Annotated in this window: 16 protein-coding genes and 1 pseudogene; 9 read left to right on the forward strand and 8 right to left on the reverse strand. The window is 72.3% G+C overall.

Features of this window, described 5'->3' with window-relative positions; genetic code table 11:
* Positions 1 to 25 precede the first annotated feature (25 nt).
* A complete protein-coding gene (locus BS75_RS12615; RefSeq protein ID WP_081982272.1) occupies positions 26 to 1,846 on the reverse strand; it encodes a glycosyltransferase family 2 protein in 1,821 nt (606 codons plus the stop codon).
* A 195-nt stretch (positions 1,847 to 2,041) separates the two neighbouring features.
* Here BS75_RS12615 and BS75_RS12620 point away from each other — a divergent pair, with 195 nt between their 5' ends.
* The 7 genes and pseudogenes from BS75_RS12620 (at position 2,042) to BS75_RS12650 (ending at position 7,876) form a co-directional block, all read left to right on the forward strand.
* Positions 2,042 to 2,686, forward strand: coding sequence for a DUF2461 domain-containing protein (locus BS75_RS12620; RefSeq protein WP_034088293.1), 645 nt, complete (start codon positions 2,042 to 2,044; stop codon positions 2,684 to 2,686).
* A 40-nt stretch (positions 2,687 to 2,726) separates the two neighbouring features.
* A complete protein-coding gene (locus BS75_RS12625; RefSeq protein ID WP_081982273.1) occupies positions 2,727 to 3,350 on the forward strand; it encodes a helix-turn-helix domain-containing protein in 624 nt (207 codons plus the stop codon).
* 74 nt (positions 3,351 to 3,424) lie between these two features.
* Positions 3,425 to 4,060 carry a GNAT family N-acetyltransferase gene (locus tag BS75_RS12630; RefSeq protein WP_042436824.1) on the forward strand — a complete coding sequence of 212 codons (636 nt, stop codon included), beginning with the start codon at positions 3,425 to 3,427 and terminating at the stop codon, positions 4,058 to 4,060.
* A 105-nt stretch (positions 4,061 to 4,165) separates the two neighbouring features.
* On the forward strand, positions 4,166 to 4,966 hold the full coding sequence (locus BS75_RS12635; protein WP_052069374.1) for a hypothetical protein: 801 nt from the start codon (positions 4,166 to 4,168) through the stop codon (positions 4,964 to 4,966).
* A gap of 415 nt (positions 4,967 to 5,381) precedes the next feature.
* A pseudogene (locus BS75_RS12640) lies at positions 5,382 to 6,449 on the forward strand (RNA polymerase sigma factor); the annotation flags it as partial.
* A 167-nt stretch (positions 6,450 to 6,616) separates the two neighbouring features.
* Complete coding sequence (locus tag BS75_RS12645; RefSeq protein WP_034092928.1) at positions 6,617 to 7,129, forward strand: methylated-DNA--[protein]-cysteine S-methyltransferase; 513 nt, start codon at positions 6,617 to 6,619, stop codon at positions 7,127 to 7,129.
* A 12-nt stretch (positions 7,130 to 7,141) separates the two neighbouring features.
* Positions 7,142 to 7,876: a 2OG-Fe(II) oxygenase gene (locus BS75_RS12650; RefSeq protein ID WP_042436815.1), complete on the forward strand. Its 735-nt coding sequence runs from the start codon at positions 7,142 to 7,144 to the stop codon at positions 7,874 to 7,876.
* Between the two features lie 10 nt (positions 7,877 to 7,886).
* Here BS75_RS12650 and BS75_RS12655 read toward each other — a convergent pair whose 3' ends face one another.
* The gene (locus BS75_RS12655) at positions 7,887 to 8,819 is read right to left on the reverse strand and encodes a DMT family transporter (protein ID WP_034088294.1); all 933 of its coding nucleotides are present in this window, start codon (positions 8,817 to 8,819) and stop codon (positions 7,887 to 7,889) included.
* Between the two features lie 70 nt (positions 8,820 to 8,889).
* Between BS75_RS12655 and BS75_RS12660 the strand changes: the two genes are divergently transcribed.
* Together BS75_RS12660 and BS75_RS12665 are read left to right on the forward strand one after the other, a co-directional pair.
* Positions 8,890 to 9,834 carry a LysR family transcriptional regulator gene (locus tag BS75_RS12660; protein ID WP_034088295.1) on the forward strand — a complete coding sequence of 315 codons (945 nt, stop codon included), beginning with the start codon at positions 8,890 to 8,892 and terminating at the stop codon, positions 9,832 to 9,834.
* A gap of 76 nt (positions 9,835 to 9,910) precedes the next feature.
* A complete protein-coding gene (locus BS75_RS12665; RefSeq protein ID WP_034088296.1) occupies positions 9,911 to 10,210 on the forward strand; it encodes a YciI family protein in 300 nt (99 codons plus the stop codon).
* A 70-nt stretch (positions 10,211 to 10,280) separates the two neighbouring features.
* Here the strand turns inward: BS75_RS12665 and BS75_RS12670 are convergent, their stop codons facing one another.
* From BS75_RS12670 to BS75_RS12695, 6 genes are all read right to left on the reverse strand, one after another.
* Positions 10,281 to 12,059, reverse strand: a complete 1,779-nt coding sequence (locus BS75_RS12670; protein WP_042436991.1) for a bifunctional 3'-5' exonuclease/DNA polymerase — start codon at positions 12,057 to 12,059, stop codon at positions 10,281 to 10,283.
* Between the two features lie 146 nt (positions 12,060 to 12,205).
* Positions 12,206 to 13,423, reverse strand: a complete 1,218-nt coding sequence (locus BS75_RS12675; protein ID WP_231607756.1) for a DNA polymerase III subunit beta family protein — start codon at positions 13,421 to 13,423, stop codon at positions 12,206 to 12,208.
* An 84-nt stretch (positions 13,424 to 13,507) separates the two neighbouring features.
* Positions 13,508 to 14,179, reverse strand: a complete 672-nt coding sequence (locus BS75_RS12680; protein ID WP_034088298.1) for a hypothetical protein — start codon at positions 14,177 to 14,179, stop codon at positions 13,508 to 13,510.
* The gene (locus tag BS75_RS12685) at positions 14,176 to 14,595 is read right to left on the reverse strand and encodes an acyl-CoA thioesterase (protein WP_034092931.1); all 420 of its coding nucleotides are present in this window, start codon (positions 14,593 to 14,595) and stop codon (positions 14,176 to 14,178) included. The genes BS75_RS12680 and BS75_RS12685 overlap by 4 nt, the downstream gene beginning before the upstream one ends.
* Positions 14,596 to 14,749: 154 nt before the next feature.
* A complete protein-coding gene (gene ettA, locus BS75_RS12690; RefSeq protein ID WP_034088299.1) occupies positions 14,750 to 16,414 on the reverse strand; it encodes an energy-dependent translational throttle protein EttA in 1,665 nt (554 codons plus the stop codon).
* A 95-nt stretch (positions 16,415 to 16,509) separates the two neighbouring features.
* A complete protein-coding gene (locus BS75_RS12695; protein WP_034088300.1) occupies positions 16,510 to 17,076 on the reverse strand; it encodes a single-stranded DNA-binding protein in 567 nt (188 codons plus the stop codon).
* Positions 17,077 to 17,277: the final 201 nt, after the last annotated feature.

A 17,277-nucleotide genomic window follows, 5' to 3' on the forward strand; every position in this document is an offset into this window, starting at 1 on the left:
CGGAACGCCAAGGTGTGCGGACGCGCTACGGAAGCATCGGGGCGACCCAGCCGGAGGCGACCAGGGCGACCAGGGCGAGCAGGGAGGTGACCGCCAGCGCCTCGGGCCAGCGGCGGGGCTGCATGGCCGGGCGCGGCACCCTGACCCTGTTCCGGACCCGACCCGGGCTCCGGCTGCCGTCGCCCGGACGCAGCTCGCGGAGCAGGTCGCGCAGCAGCGGCAGTCCGATCTGACACTGCACCAGCACATAGAGCAGCAGGCCCCAGGTCGGCGCCCAGCCGACGCGGTGGACGTCCAGGGCGAGCCCCGCGACCGCACCGCCGAGGGTGAGCACCAGCCAGACGGCGGCGGTCTGCACCACCCGGCGGGCCAGCCCTCCGGGGCGGGCCCGGCCGGCGCCGGTCGGCACCCAGGCGGCGCCGTGCCCGCGCAGGGTGTGCAGGAAGGCGGCTCCGGCGGCCAGGCTCATCAGCAGGTTGGCGCGGATCACCTCCATCCGCCAGCGGGTGCGGCTGACCTGCGGCAGCAGCACGTGCCAGAGCCAGAGCGGCGCGAGCATCGGCAGCACGTGCCAGGGCCGGACCAGCTCCGGGTAGCAGAACATCATCACCAGCGGCGGCAGCGGGGCGGCGACCACGTTGACGAACATCGACAGGTAGCCGACGACGCCCTCGTAGAAGCAGAGCCGCATCCGCCAGGGCGCGCCGATGCGCTTCAGGTCGCGGGTGCGGACCAGGTGCAGGTTGCCCATCGCCCAGCGGTACTGCTGGTTGACGAAGGAGCCCAGGCTGTCCGGCGAGGTGCCCTTGGCCAGCAGCACCGGGACGTACAGGGTGCGGAAGCCGTGCTCGTACAGGGCGAGCCCGGTGTACATGTCCTCGCTGTGGTCGAGCCGGGCGATGCCGCCGGCCCGCTCCAGTGCGGTGCGCCGGTAGAGCGCGTTGCTGCCGCAGCAGACGGCGGCGTCGCTGGCGTCCCGGGAGGGCTGGATCCAGCGGAAGAACCACTCCTGGGCCGAGCCGGCCGCGCGCTGGATCCAGCCCATGCTCTCGGTCGTGTCGAAGCACTGCGGGCTCTGCACGATGCCGACGGCGGGGTCGGCCAGATAGGGCGCGAGGTGCAGCAGGAAGTCCGCGCGGGGCGCGAAGTCGGCGTCCAGGATCGCGATGTAGTCGCCGTGGCTGAGGGTCAGGGCGTGGTTGAGGTTGCCGGCCTTCTTGAGGTGCCCCCGGTCGGGGCGGACCACGTAGTGGTAGCCGTGCTCCGCCGCGAGCGCGGCGACCTCGGGCCGGTCGGCGTCGTCGAGCACCCAGATGTCGAGCTGTCCTGGCCACTCCATCGTCGCCACCGCCCGGTAGGCGTTGGCGAGGATGTCGAGCGGTTCGCCGCAGGTCGGCAGGTAGAGGTCGACGCTGGGCGCCTCGGTCGGCTGCCAGGCACGGATCAGCACCTCGTGCGACTGCCGGGTGAGCCGGCGGCTGCGCAGGCTGTTGGCGCTGGACAGCAGCGAGGCCACGACATTGAGCCCGAGGACGGCGAGGAAGCCCCACAGGGCCGGGGTGCGCAGGGAGAAGGCCAGCATGCTGGCGGCGGTGAGGACGAAGGCGAGCGAGGTGCAGATCAGCACCCAGCGCCGCTGCGGCCCGAAGTACCAGTAGAGCTCCCGGTCGTCGGGCGGCGCGGGCAGGTGCGGTTCGGGCAGGCGCGGTTCGGGCAGGCGCGGCGGGCCGATGTCCGATGCGCCGATATTCGGTGCGCCGGCCTGCGGCGCAGCTGTGCTCGTCGGGGTCGGCCGGTCGCGAATTTGCGCATGGACCTGCCGAACGGTCGGACGTATGTCGGTCATGGTGCCCCCAAGCTGGTGAAACGTCAGCTCCAGCGACCGATAGTAGCAAAGTGGTCTAGACCACGGCGCATCCAGTCTACGTCCATTCGTTGAACAGACCGCGAACTACCCACCGAATAGCGGACATGACAGTGGATCAGCGAACCGCCTGTGCCGCTCCCCACCCCGTCCGGCCTGGGGGGTTAGCCTGGCCCGGTGACCTTCCAAGGCTGGCCCGCCGAAGCGCTGGAGTTCTACGAGGGACTCGAAGCCGACAACTCCCGGACGTTCTGGAACGACCACAAGGAGGTCTACGAAACCTGCGTGGCGGCACCGATGCTCGACCTGCTCGACCGACTGGAGGACGAGTTCGGGGAGGGCCGGGTTTTCCGGCCGTACCGGGACGTCCGCTTCAGCGCGGACAAGTCCCCCTACAAGACCGCGATCGGCGCCACCCTCGCCGCCGGCGGCTACATCCAGCTGTCGGCCGACGGGCTGGCCGTCGCCGGCGGCTACCACCAGCTCGCCCCGGACCAGCTGGACCGCTACCGCCAGGCAGCCGCCGACGACCGGACCGGCCGTCAACTGCTCAGGACCATCGGCGCCGTGGAGAAGCGCGGGCCGCAGGTCCGCTCGACGGAGCAGCTGAAGACCGCGCCGCGCGGCTACCCGAAGGACCACCCGCGGGTGGAACTGCTGCGCCACAAGAACCTCTACGCCTGGCAGGAATGGCCCCCGGAGAGCTGGCTGGGCACCCCGGCGGCCGAGCAGTACGTGGTGGACGCCCTGCACGCCATCGCCCCGCTCCGGCGCTGGCTGGACGAGCACGTGGGGGACTCGACCGCGCCCGCCCGACGCTGAGCCCGAGGGGTCGTCCCGGATCTGGGATATCCTCTCCCTTATGAGAGACGACGCCCCCGCCGCTGCTCCCACCCCCGCTCCCGCCGAGGCCGACGCGGACGCCGTGGCCGCCGCCCTGGAGGACCGACTGGCGGCCCGGCTGGCCGAGCTGCGCACGGAGCACGGCTGGTCGCTGGACGAGCTGGCGAGCCGCAGCGGAATCAGCCGCTCGACGCTCTCGCGGCTCGAACGCCGGGAGATCAGCCCCACCGCCGCGCTGCTCGGCCGGCTCTGCGCGGTCTACCGGCGGACCATGTCCCGACTGCTGGCGGAGGTGGAGCCGGAGCCGCCGCAGCTGGTACCGGCCGCAGCCCAGACCGTCTGGCAGGACCCGGCCTCCGGCTTCACCCGCCGCGCGGTCTCCCCGCCCCACCCCGGCCTGCGCGGGGAGGTCGTCGAGGGCGTCCTGCGCCCCGGCGCGGACATCGCCTACGACGGGCCGCCGGTCCCGGGACTGGAACAGCACATCTGGGTGCTGGAGGGCGCCGTGGAGATCAGCGCCGACGACCGGGTACAGCGACTGGAGGCGGGCGACAGCCTCCGCTTCCGACTCTGGGGCCGTTCGCGCTTCCACTGCCCGGGGCCGGAACCGGTGCGCTACGCGGTGTTCGTGGTCCTGCCCTGAGCCCCGCCGCTCACCCGCCTCGCCCCGGCCCCGGCCACACCCCGCCCCGCCCCGCCGCCGTCAAGGAACAGCCGATGTCCGCCACCGCTCCCCCGACCCCCGTCCTCTCCCGACTGTCCGCCGCCGACTTCCCGGCAGCCGCCGCCGACCTGGCCGGCCTCCTCGCCGACACCGTCGCGGACGGCGCCTCGCTGGGCTTCCTCAGTCCCTTCGGACACGCGGAGGCCGCCGCCTGGTGGACCGACCGGGTCCCGGCCGTGGCCGGGGGCAGCCTGCTGGTCTGGCTCGCCCGCGACGCCTCCCCCGCCTCCTCCTTTTCTGCTTCCCCCCTTGGCGGCGTCGCTGCCGACGCCCCCGCCGCCGTCGGGACTGTCAGCCTGGCCCTGGAGTCCAGGCCCAACGGCCGGCACCGCGCCGAGGTGGTCAAGCTGATGGTCCACCCGAGCGCCCGGGGCCGAGGGCTCGCCCGTGCCCTGCTGGCCACCGCCGAGGCGGCCGCGGCCGCCGCCGGCGCGGACCTCCTGCTGCTGGACACCGAGACCGACAGCTCCGCCGAACACCTCTACCGCAGCGCCGGCTGGACCCGCTACGGCGTCGTCCCCGGATACGCGGCGGACCCGCACGGAACGCTGCGCGACTGCAGCTTCTTCTACAAGCGACCGGCCCCGGCGGCGGACCGCCCCGGGCCGGGGTACTCAGCCGCCGACTGAGTACCCGTACTCTATTACTGACGAGTAGTCATATCGGACGATGGCACCCCGGTCGCGGCGGGGCGCCGACGGGGCGCCCGTGGCGGCCCGACGAGGGAGCGTCCAGTGAGTTCCAACGACTCCAAGGGCACGGCCTGGCTGGTCGGCGCGGTCTGCGTCGCACTCGGACTGGTGTTCTATTTCTGCGCCCGGGTCACCCCGGTGAACCTGCTGACGATCATCGCCGCCGGCATCTTCCTGCTCTGGCAGATCGTGCTGCTCACCGTGCCCTGGGGCCTCTACTTCCAGGCCCGCTCGGTGGTCCGGCAGGTGGGGATCGGCCGGGCGGCGGGCATCGACGTACCGGAGGAGCGGGCCGTCGAGGCCGCCAGGATCGCCCGTCGGCTGCTCCGGATCGCGATCGGCGGACACCTGCTCTCGGCCGTGGTCGTGGCCGTGATCACCTTCTTCGCAGGCCACAGCATCGGCTACTACTTCTCCGGCTTCTACCTGCTCAGCACGCTGTTCCGGCCGGCCCAGGCCTACTTCGCCCATCTGCGCGCCCACCTCGGCACGATGCTCCGGGAGGCGACCTTCCCGCCGGACGACGTCAAGGAGCTGAAGCGGCTGGTCGGCGACCAGGGGCGCCGGCTCAAGACCCTGGAGGAGCAACTCGTCCGGATCGACGGACGCACCGACGGCCTGGAGAACCGCCTGGTCACCCGCACGGACCAGATCGAGACCAGGCTGACCTCCCGCGCCGACGCCGCCGGCCAGCAGCTCCGCACCCGCGCCGAGGCCACGTCCCAGCAGGTCCAGGCCCTGGGACGGCGCTTCGAGGAGGCCATCGACACCTTCTCGGACAATCAGGAGCTGGTCACCGGGCTGCGGGCGTTCCTCCGGCTGCTGCGGGCCGAGCAGGCCTGAAGAGCGACAAAATGAATCCCGGGCAATGCCCGCCGACTGTGTCGCAGGTCACGCAATTGCAGCCGTAACGAAATGCGGTGGCTTACGATATAGCCATTGGTGTTGGCAGACGGCCGATTCGTCCCTGTGGAGTCGCCGCAGCCCGTCAACCCACCCGCTGCGTGTCGTGCGCAACCTCGACCAGGTACTCGAAGAGGGAGGCGTGACGCCCATGGCGACCATTGCCAACGTGTCCGACCAGGCCGGAGACAGCGCTGCGGGAGAGGCCGGCGCTCATTCCGGCAAATCAACTGCTGCCAGAACTCCGGTCCGGCGCCGCAGAACTGCGAAGAAATCTCCTGAGCCGACAGGCAAGACTCCCGGGATTGAATCCGGGGCCGACTCACCGTCAGCCGGGATTCCACTCGACGCGCCGACGGCCGGGGAAAAGCCCGACGAATCGGCTGCGCCCGATGCGGACGCCGCCGAGGGCGCGGACACCCCGGACGCCGCTGACTCGCCCGACTCCTTCACCGTGTCGGACGAGGACGAGGACGACGCGCCCGCGCAGCTGGTCATGGTCGCCGGGGCGACCTCCGACCCGGTCAAGGACTACCTGAAGCAGATCGGCAAGGTCCCGCTGCTCAACGCCGAGCAGGAGGTCGTGCTCGCCAAGCGGATCGAGGCCGGGCTGCTGGCACTGGACCTGGTCGAGGGCGAACACGCGGCCGAGTTGGATCCGGCGTACCGGCGCGAGCTGGAGATCCTCAGCGAGGACGGCCGCCGGGCCAAGAACCACCTGCTGGAGGCCAACCTCCGACTGGTCGTCTCCATCGCCAAGCGTTACACCGGCCGCGGGATGCTGTTCCTGGACCTGATCCAGGAGGGCAACGTCGGGCTGATCCGTGCGGTCGAGAAGTTCGACTACACCAAGGGCTTCAAGTTCTCCACGTACGCCACCTGGTGGATCCGCCAGGCGATCACCCGCGCCATGGCCGACCAGGCCCGCACCATCCGCATCCCGGTGCACATGGTCGAGGTGATCAACAAGCTCGCCCGGGTGCAGCGGCAGATGCTCCAGCAGCTGGGCCGCGACGCCACGCCGGAGGAGCTGGCCAAGGAACTCGACATGACCCCGGAGAAGGTGGTCGAGGTCCAGCGCTACGGGCGTGAGCCGATCTCGCTGCACACACCCCTGGGCGAGGAGGGCGACAGCGAGTTCGGCGACCTGATCGAGGACAGCGAGGCGGTCGTCCCGGCCGAGGCCGTCAGCTTCACCCTGCTCCAGGAGCAGCTGGACTCGGTCCTCGACACCCTGGCCCCGCGCGAGGCCGGCGTGATCTCCATGCGGTTCGGCCTGACGGACGGCCAGCCGAAGACCCTGGACGAGATCGGCAAGGTCTACGGGGTGACCAGGGAGCGGATCCGGCAGATCGAGGCCAAGACCATGTCGAAGCTGCGCCACCCCTCCCGGTCCCAGGTCCTGCGCGACTACCTGGACTGAGGCCCGCCCCCCTGCAGGGCCGTGTCCGATCCCCGCCAGCACCGGGACGGGCGCCGCGCCAGAGTGGTCCAGGTACCCGTTCGGCCAGGGAGCCCCGCGGCGCCCGTGCGGCCGATGGGACCAGTGGACCGGTGGGGCCCGCTCGGCCCGTGCAGGAGGAGATCGGCATGACCGTCTACACCAGAATCGAAAGCCCGCTGGGCGAGCTGCTGCTCGTCGGCGAGGACTCCCCGACCGCGAACGGCGGCACCGCGCTGACCTCGCTGTCCATGCCCGACCAGCGGAACGCGGCGCGGATCGGGACCGACTGGCGGGCGGCGGACGCGGCCTTCGACGAGGCCGCCCGCCAGCTCCGGGAGTACTTCGAGGGCCGGCGCACCGCGTTCGAGCTGGAGCTCGCCGCCGAGGGCACCCCCTTCCAGCAGCGGGTGTGGGCGGCGGTGGACACCGTCGGCTACGGCAGCACGGTCAGCTACGGCGAGCTCGCCCGCCGGGCCGGTGTCGCCCGGTCCGACGCCCGGGCGGTGGGGACGGCGGTCGGGGCCAACCCGCTGCTGCTGGTCCGCGCCTGCCACCGGGTGATCGGCGCCGACGGCAGCCTGCGCGGCTACGCGGCCGGCATCCCCCGGAAGGAGGCCCTGCTCACCCTGGAGGGCGCCCTCCAGCCCCAACTCGGCTGAGCGGGGCCGACCATGACCACCACTCTCACCACCGCCGGGGCCGGACCGGCCGCCCGCGTGGCCGAGGCCGACTGGCCTGCCCTGGCGGAGGAACTCGACGCCTTCGGTGCCGCCACGACGCCGCTGCTGCTCGACCCGGCCGAGTGCCGGGCCGTCGCCGACCTGTACGACGCCCCGGGGCTGTTCCGCTCCACCGTCGACATGGCCCGGTACCGGTTCGGCTCGGGTCAGTACCGGTACTTCAGCTATCCGCTGCCGGAGCCGGTCGCGCAGTTGCGGGCAGCCCTGTATCCACGGCTGCTGCCGATCGTCCGGGCCTGGGCCGACCGGCTGGGTCGGCCGGCGCCCTGGCCGGAGAGCCTGGACGAGTGGCTGGCGATGTGCCACCAGGCTGCCCAGCTCCGGCCGACGCCCATCCTGCTGCGCTACGGGCCGGGCGACTGGAACGCCCTCCACCGCGACCTCTACGGGGACCTGGTGTTCCCGCTGCAGGTGGTCATCGGCCTGGACGAGCCGGCCACGGACTACCGGGGCGGCGAGTTCCTACTGGTCGAGCAGCGTCCCCGGGCCCAGTCCCGGGGCTCGTCGACGGTGCTGCGACAGGGCTGCGGCCTGGTCTTCGCCACCCGCGACCGGCCGGTGCGCTCCGCCCGGGGCTGGTCCGCCGCCCCGGTCCGGCACGGGGTCAGCACCGTCCGCTCGGGCCGGCGCCACACCCTGGGCCTGGTCTTCCACGACGCGCTGTGACCGCGCGGGCTCAGACCCGGAACGCGGCCTGTCGCCCCTCGACCAGCGCCGCCGCCGGCTCCGGGGTGCGCTCCACCGCCGGGGCGGCCCGGCGGGTGGACAGCCAGGAACCGATCAGCACCAGGACGAAGCCGGCCAGCGCGGAGGCGTGCAGCGCCTCGTGCAGCACGGCCACGCCCAGCAGCACGGCGATGATCGGGTCCACATAGGTGATCAGCGCCGCACGTCCGGCGCCCGCCTCGGCGATCAGCCGGTAGAAGGCCAGGAACGCGGTCGCCGTGCAGAGCACCCCGAGCAGGGCCACCGCCCCGAGCGCCGAGGCGTCGGGCAGCCTGGACGGGGCGGTGAGCAGCGCGACCGGGAGCAGCACCACCGTGTTCAGGGTCATCGTGGAGGCGACCACCCCCAGCGGCGGGACGTCCGCGAACCGGCGCTTCACAATGAGCGTGGCGGCGGCGTAGCCGAGCGCCGCGAGCAGCACCATGCCGGCACCCAGCAGCCGGTAGCGGTCGCCGCTGGTGTCGAGGCCCACCACGCAGACCACCCCGGCCAGTCCGACCCCCAGTCCGACCGCGCGCCAGCCGCGCACCTTCTCCGAGGCGTCGTTCCCGCGGACGGCCAGGATCGCGATCAGCACCGGCTGGGTGGCGATCAGCAGCGCGGCGAGCGAGGAGGGGATATGGGTCTCGCCGTAGGTGATCAGCAGGAACGGCCCGGTTATATGAGTGAGCGTCAGCAGCACGATGGAGCCCAGCCTTTGACGCATCCCCCGGAGCGCACCGCCGCGGACCGCGAAGGGCAGCAGGATCGCCGCCGCGATCCCGGTTCGGGCCACGACCACCACCGGCGCGGAGAGGTCGGAGACGGCGATCTTGATCAGCAGGTAGGGGATCCCCCACAGCACCGACACCAGGGCGAACAGCAGCCACGCTTTGCGATTCATGGCCTCATCGTCCCGGAGTATCGTCACAAGCAGAAGTGACGAGTTACTGGTGGCGCGGTAAGGAGAACTTATGGTTGACGTACGTCGGCTCGGCATCCTGCGCGAGGTCGCCCGGCAGGGCAGCTTCGCCCGCGCCGCCACCGCCCTGCAGCTCACCCCCTCCGCCGTCTCCCAGCAGATCGCCGCGCTGGAGCGCTCGCTGGGCGTGCCGGTGGTCGAGCGGAGCACACGCGGCGTCCAACTCACCGAGTCCGGACGGATCATGGTGGACGCGGCGGAGGCGGTGGCCAACGAACTGGCCGACGCCCAGTGCCGGATCGGCGACCTCACGGCCGGCCGGATCGGCACCCTCACCGTCGAGACCTTCACCACCGGGGGCCAGTTGCTGCTCCCGGGGGCGCTCGCCCGGCTGCTGGCCGAGCTGCCGGAGGTCCAGCTGTCGGTGACCGAGACCGCGCTGGAGGCGAGCATCACCCATGTCCGCGACGGCAGTACGGACCTGGCGCTGGCCTTCCACTTCGACACCGCCCCCACCCCCGATCCCGCGCTGACCTGGACACCGCTGGTGTCCGACCCGATGCTGGCGGTACTGCCCGAGGGCCACCGGCTGGCCGGGCGGGCCGGCCTCCGGCTGGCCGAACTCGCGGACGACCCCTGGGTGATGGGCTGCATCACGGCAACCGAGATGATCGTCCAGTACGGGGCGGTGCTCGGGTTCCGGCCGCGGATCGTCTGCCGCTCCAGCGACTACGTCTTCGCCCAGTCGCTGGTGGCCGCCGGCGTCGGAGTGACCCTGGTGCCGCAACTGGTGCTCGACGGCCCGCACGGGCCGGCCTCGGGCATCGGCGGGACGGTCGCGGTACCGCTGCGCGGCCCGGCCCCGACCCGGTACATCGCCGCCGTCACCGCCCGCCGTCGCTGGCCGCAGCCGCTGGTCCGCACGCTGCTCCGGGCGCTGCACGAGACCGTCGCCGACCTTCCCGCAGGGCGCGAGCCGGAGCGGGCCCGCGCCTGAGCCGGTCCGGGGCCGGTGGCAGAGTGGTGGTCAGTGCACGGGCCGTCAAGGGGCCCGGGGATCCGAGGAGTCGCAGATGTTCGTCGTCACCATCACCTACACCGCGCCGCTGGCGCAGATCGACGAACTGGTCCCCGCGCACCGCGACTGGCTCGACCGCGGCTACGCCTCCGGGCTGCTGCTCGCCTCCGGTCCGCAGCTGCCGAGGACCGGCGGGGTGCTGCTGGCCCGGGCGGCGAGCCGGGAGGAGCTGGACGCCGCCCTCGCCGAGGACCCGTTCAACCGGGCCGGGGCGGCGACCTACCAGGTGGTGCGGTTCACGGCGGCCAAGACCGCGCCCGAACTGGCCCACCTCCAGGAGCAGCCGACCGGCTGACCGGCCGGCCCCATCCCTCCCCGGCTTGCCCGGTCGACCCGGTCGGCTCCGTCGGCTCCGTCGGCTCCGGTCAGTCCTCGTCCTCCGGCTCGTCGTCCGTGCCCTCCTTGGCATCGAGGTAGGTGGCGGCGACATGGGTGTCCAGCGGGAAATGGACCGGGGTGTCACCGAAGACCAGCCGGCGGGCCTCCTCACCGGCTGCCGACACCGCCTCCCGGACCGCGTCGGCCAGCTGCGCGGGTGTGTGCACGACCACCTCGTCGTGCTGGAAGAAGACCAGGCGCGGCCGGTCGCCGGGGACCTCGGAGGGGATCAGCGCGAGCCGTCGGCGCAGCGCCGCGATCATCGCCAGCGCCCAGTCGGCCGCGCTCGCCTGGATCACGAAGTTGCGGGTGAAGCGACCGCGCGAGCGGCTGTCGCGGGCGGCGTCGTCGGCGAGACCGTCGCCCGCGCGGGCCGCGCTCTCGTTCCGGTCGAGCCATTCGGCCGACGGCGGCGGGCAGACCCGGCCCAGTCGGGAGCGGACCACCCCACCGGTCTCACCGGTCCGGGCGGCGGCCTCCACCAGGCCCATGGCCTGCGGGAACTTGCGCCGCAGCACCGCGACCAACTGGCCGGTCTCACCGCTGGTCTGCCCGTACATCGCACCGAGCAGTCCCAGCTTGGCCCGGGCCCGGTCACCGCCGAAGGCCTCGGCCGCCAGCCCCGCGTAGAGGTCGCCCCGAGCCCCGGCCCTGATCATGCCCGGGTCCCCGGAGAGCGCAGCCAGGACCCGGGGCTCCAACTGGCCCGCGTCCGCGACCACCAGCAGCCAGCCCGGATCGGCCACCGCCGCGCCGCGCATGATCCGCGGAATCTGCAGCGCACCGCCGCCCCGGCTCGCCCACCGTCCCGACACCACGCCGCCGACGACGTACTCGGGACGGAACCGGCCGTCCCGCACCCAGGCCTCTCGCCAGGCCCAGCCGTGCGCGACATGGATCCGCGACAGCTCCTTGTACTGGATCATCAGCGGAGCGGCCGGATGGTCCACCTGCCGCAGCAGCCAGTTGCGGGTCGAGGCCAGGCTCACCCCCTGCTCGGCGAAGGCACGCAGCACCTGGGCCGGGGAGTCGGGATTGATCGGGCGACCGCCGAGCGCCTGCTGGAGTTCGGCGACCAGCGCGGCCAGCTTCGGCGGCTGCTGCTGGCTACCGCCGCGCGGTCGCGGGCCGAGCAACTCGACCAGCAGCGCGTCGTGCGCCTCGGCGCTCCACGGCAGCCCGTCGTGGCCCATCTCCGCCGCGATCAGCCCACCGGCCGACTCCGCCGCGCACAGCAGCCGCGTCCGGGCCGGGTCGGCCGTCGCGGCGATCCGGCGCTGCTGCTCGGCGTGGACGGCGACCAGGGCGGTCAGCGGGTCGGTCCCGGGCGGCAGCCGACTGCGGTCGGGGGCGAAGAGGGAGTCCTGGTCGCTGTCGGCGGCGGCCGGTCCCTCGGGGAGGTCGGCCGGGACGGGCTGCCCGTGCAGTCGCGCCCAGGCCGCGCCCAGGGAACGCGGCTCGCCGTAGCGGTCCTCCTGGGCCAGCAGCAGCGGCTCGACCAGCTTGACGTCGTGACAGCGCGCCAGCCGGCGCTCCGGAAGGTCGGGCAGCAGCCGCGAGTACAGCTCGTCGGTGGCCGCCCAGACCCACCGGGGCCCGGCGGGCGGAACTTCCTCCCATGCAGCCATCGCGGCGACCAGGTCACGCACCCGCAGCGGAGCGCCGAGCGGCGTCCCGCCCTCGGTCAGCGGCTGGAGGCTGCCACCGCGACCGTCCGGATCAGCGACGACGGCGACCCGCGCCGCCGGTGCCGATTCCGGCGTCATCGCCGGCGCCGGCGCCAGGCGCTCCGCCGTTCGGTCGTCCTGCTGACCTGCCACCTGCGCTGCTCCGTTCGTCGCCCTCCTGCCACCCCAGCGGAACGTACCACCGGGAGCTGACAACGACGGCCGAGCGCTGCCGTTCCGGCAGGTCACGCCTCCAGGCGCACCGGCATCAGCAGCGAGAAGGTGTCCTCGCGCTCCGGCAGACGGAGCGCGAGCGGGGTGATCGGGCCGCCGAGCTCCAGCACCAACTGGTCCCGTCCGCTCACCGCGAGCGCGTCCAGCAGGAACTCCCGGTTCACGCCGACCCACTGGGCGGAGTCGTACCCGCCGTCGCCCCCGTCACTGCCGTCACGGCCGTCACTGCCGTGGGCAACGGGGGCGCCGGGAGCGCCGGTGGCCTCGTCGAGCACCGAGACGGTGCCCTCCGCAGTGAGGCGGAGCACCGAGACCGCGTAGGCGACGCCGTCCTGCTCCCGCTCCGCGTTCCGGGTACCGCCCTCGACCAGCGCCGTGCGCAGGGCCGCCACGTCCACCGTGACCCGGCGCCCGGCGGCCAGTCGGGAGAGCCGTCGGTAGTCGGGGAAGTCGGCTTCGATCCTCAGCCCGGCGGTCCGGCTCTCGCCGACCTCCAGGGTGATCCGCTCGCCCTCGACCGTCAGCACCGCGCTCGTGTCCGCGCCCCTGCTCGTATCCGCCCCCGTGCCCGCGCCGAGCAGGGCACGCATAGAGTCGATCAGCGTGGCCGGGACGAGGACCTGCACCGACGGCCCCTCGGCGGAGCTGACCGCGGCGGCGGAGAGGGCCATCCGGTAGCGGTCGGTGGCCACGGTGCGCAGCTCACCGGCACCGTCCGGCTCGCCGACCGTGATGTCCAGCAGCACACCGGCGAGCATCGGGAACTCCGGGTCGGTGCCGACGGCGAAGCGGACGGAGGCCAGCGCTGCCGCCAGTTCCGCCCCGGACAGGGTGAGCCGGGTACGGACGGCGGATGCGGTGGTCGTGTTCATGGGGATCTCCCTCAGGGCGAGTAGCTCTCGGACCGTGGAGAGTTCGCGGCGCGCATCGGCCAGGCCGTCCTCCAGCCGCAGCAGGTGCTCGTCGAGCACCTTGCGGACGAGCGACGGGTCCGCAGCGGCCCAGCCGGCGAGGACCATCCTGATGTCCGCCAGCGGAAGCTGGACCCGGCGCAGCCGGGCCAGCAGCCGCGCCTCCGCAAGCTGCGCGGCCGCGTACCAGCGGTAGCCGCTGGACGGGTCCACCCAGGCCGGGACCAGTACCCCGGCACCGTCGTAGAAGCGCAGGGCGCTGACGGTCAGACCGCTGCGGCGGGCCAGTTCACCGATGCTGTGCATCTCGTTCTCCACACCGAGGACTCTGCGGGCTCGACCAGGTCGAGGGTCAACCACCCGAGGCGGCCTCCGCCGCCGACGCCTGTGCCCTGGACCCTGTCAGCGGGGTGTCAGGCCCAGGCCGACACCGGGCGCGGGGGCACGACGCGTGATCACGTAGCCGCGCGGTCCGGACAGCCGGAGCCAGGCCGGATGCCGGTGCAGCGCCACCTCGTCCGGCTGCCGCAGCAGGCCGGTGAGCTGCGCGGCATGGACGGCCCGCAGGGTCAGGCCGGAGGGATGCACCTGCCGAGACCAGATCGCTTCGGCGAGCACCTCGGCATCGGCGCCCTCGCGGCGGAATTCGGTGACGGCCGCCCGCACCGCTGCGCGCAACGGCTCGGTCGGCAGGTCGGCCAGGTGCTCCCAGCCGGTCCTGGGCGGAAGCAGCCCGGCCCAAGCAGGGCCGGTGATCGCGCCCGGCAACTCCAGCTCCCCGAGGCCTTCGGCTGCGCCAGTGCCCTCGGCTGCGTCCGCACCCTCGGGGGTGTCCAGCGCATCGAGCAGTTGTCCGGCCGAGACGGTCAGGTCCAGCGGGGTCTCCGCAGCCAGCCGGGCGGTGCGGATCGCCAGCGGACCGCTCTCCCCCAGCGGCAGCCGGGCGAAGACCGCCAGGCCGGCACCGGCCGTCTGCAGCCGGACCGCGGCCGCCTTGTCGAAGCGGATCAGCCGGACCAGGAAGGCTCCCAGGTCGGCGGAGTCCCGGGCGTCGGCGAAGCGAAGGCGGGTCACGCGGCGACCGCTGCGCTGTCCAGGTAGTCGGACAGGAAGGCGCGCTCACCGACGGTGAGCCGCCGCGGGCGTCCGGCCGCCAGGTCGTAGGGCACGACCACGGTCGAGGCACGGACGTACACCGTGTCCCCGTCCTTGATCTCGTAGGAGACCGTGAAAGAGGCGTTGCGGAGCTGGGTCAGCCAGGTCTCGATGGTCACCGGCGTCGGCCGGTAGACCAGCGGCCGGAGGTAGTCGATCTCGTGGCGGGCCACCACCGAGCCCTCGGAGAACGCCTTCTCCCCGGCCTCGCCGGCATTGGTGAACGTGAAGTCGATCCGCGCCTCTTCCAGGTACCGGAGGAAGACCACGTTGTTGACGTGCCCGAACGCGTCCATGTCGGACCAGCGCAGGGGGCAGGCGTATATGTGACGGATGGCCACGGCGTTCTCCGGGAGGCTGGGGCGGGGTACCGCCGGGACAGGGCTTCGGCCCGGTGCAGGGAATCCTGCACGGAGCCGAGCCTGCCCCGGCGGTATTGCGGTCAGGTGACGCACGGATCAGCTCAGGCTGACCCGGGGAGCGCGAGGATCAGCCGCGGGTGAGCTTCTTGTAGGTGGCACGGTGCGGACGAGCCGCATCGGCGCCCAGACGCTCGACCTTGTTCTTCTCGTAGGACTCGTAGTTGCCCTCGAACCAGTACCACTTGGACTCGCCCTCGTAGGCGAGGATGTGGGTGGCGACCCGGTCCAGGAACCACCGGTCGTGGGAGATGACCACGGCGCAGCCGGGGAACTCCAGCAGCGCGTTCTCCAGCGAGCCGAGGGTCTCGACGTCCAGGTCGTTGGTCGGCTCGTCGAGGAGGAGCAGGTTCCCGCCGACCTTGAGCGTGAGGGCCAGGTTCAGCCGGTTGCGCTCACCGCCGGAGAGGATGCCGGCCGGCTTCTGCTGGTCCGGGCCCTTGAAGCCGAAGGCCGAGACATAGGCGCGGGACGGCATCTCGACCTGACCGACGTTGATGTAGTCCAGCTCGTCGGAGACGACGGCCCACAGCGTCTTCTTCGGGTCGATGTTGGAGCGGCTCTGGTCCACGTAGGAGACCTTGACCGTCTCGCCGATCCGGACCGTACCGGAGTCGGGCTCCTCCAGGCCGAGCAGCATCTTGAACAGGGTCGTCTTGCCGGCGCCGTTCGGGCCGATGACGCCGACGATGCCGTTGCGGGGCAGGGTGAAGCTCAGGTCGTCGACCAGCATCTTGTCGCCGAAGGACTTCGAGAGGTTGTTCACCTCGACGACGATGCTGCCGAGGCGCGGGCCCGGCGGGATCTGGATCTCCTCGAAGTCCAGTTTCCGCATCTTGTCGGCCTCGGCCGCCATCTCCTCGTAGCGGGCGAGACGGGCCTTCGACTTGGCCTGGCGGCCCTTGGCGTTGGAGCGGACCCACTCCAGCTCTTCCTTGAGCCGCTTGGCGCGCTTGGCGTCCTTCTGGCCCTCGACCTTGAGGCGGGTCGCCTTGGTCTCCAGGTAGGTGGAGTAGTTGCCCTCGTAGGGGAAGGCGCGGCCGCGGTCGAGCTCCAGGATCCACTCGGCCACGTTGTCCAGGAAGTACCGGTCGTGGGTGACGGCGACGACGGTGCCGGCGTACTTCTCCAGGTGCTGCTCCAGCCACTGGACCGACTCGGCGTCCAGGTGGTTGGTGGGCTCGTCGAGGAGGAGCAGGTCGGGGGCCTCAAGCAGCAGCTTGCAGAGCGCGACGCGGCGCTTCTCACCACCGGAGAGGTTGTTCACCGGCCAGTCGCCGGGGGGGCAGCCGAGGGCGTCCATGGCCTGTTCGAGCTGGGCGTCGAGGTCCCAGGCGTTGGCGTGGTCGAGCTCGTCCTGGAGCGTGCCCATCTCTTCGAGCAGCGCGTCCGAGTAGTCGGTCGCCATGAGCTCGGCGATCTCGTTGAAGCGGTTGAGCTTCGCCTTGACCTCCTTGACCCCGTCCTCGACGTTCTCCAGCACGGTCTTGGTCTCGTCGAGCGGCGGCTCCTGGAGGAGCATGCCGACCGAGTAGCCGGGAGAGAGGAAGGCATCGCCGTTGGAGGGCTGCTCCAGTCCGGCCATGATCTTCAGAACAGTGGACTTACCGGCGCCGTTGGGGCCCACGACGCCGATCTTTGCCCCAGGCAGGAAGCTGAGCGTCACGTCGTCAAGGATGACCTTGTCGCCGTGAGCCTTCCGTGCCTTGCGCATGGTGTAGATGTACTCAGCCAAGGTGAACCGTCCGGCGTCGTTGGGGGGTGGTTACAGCCTTCCATTGTGCCGCACCCGAGGGGGCCTCCCGGCAGCACGGTGCGCCGGCCCCGGGCTCAGCCGGCCCGCTCGCCGCAGACACCGCCGCCCGTCCCGGCCCCCGCGCCGGCTCCATCGCCCACATCGACGGACCGGCCGGCGCAATCACCCACCCCCACCGCCATCGCGGCCGCCGTCGACCCGGTCGCCGCCGCGCCCGAGGCACGCTGCGTACTCGCCTGGCGATCCGCCGCCGTGGCCACCAGCTCGGGCCGCCCGCGCACGGTTCGTCGGAAGGCCGACGTCCCCCGGGACAGGTCGTGCCCGATGGCCGCGGCCTCGATCTCGGCCAGCGCACCCTTGGCCTGACCTGCACCGTTGTCCAGCTCACGGACCCGCAGCCGACCGGTGACCAGCAGCGGATCCCCCCGGCCCACCGAGCCGAGGACGTTCTCGGCGAGCCAGCGCCAGCACCACACGACGAACAGGCTGGTGTCCCCCTCGATCCACAGCTGTCGCTGCCGGTCGTACCGCCGGTCGACGGCCGCCAGCCGGAAATTGGCCACCGGCACCCCGCCGATCGTCGTGGAGTACTTCACCTCGGAGGCCACGCTGCCCACCAGAGTCACCATCGTGCCGTTCATGGCGCCGCCCCTATTCCTGCTCCCCGATTCCTGCTCCCGGTCCGAAGCGACTGCTTCTGGAACGAGCCTGCCGCAGGCTGCGGACCATCCAGGCCGACAACGGCAGAACTGTGGACAAACCCAACCTGTGGAAAACACCGCCACTCGATCGGGTGTACTTGCCCCCTCCACATCGGCGTCCCCCGAACGCCGCAGCCGTGC

It is taken from the genome of Streptacidiphilus albus JL83, assembly GCF_000744705.1.
Taxonomy (GTDB): Bacteria; Actinomycetota; Actinomycetes; order Streptomycetales; family Streptomycetaceae; genus Streptacidiphilus; species Streptacidiphilus albus.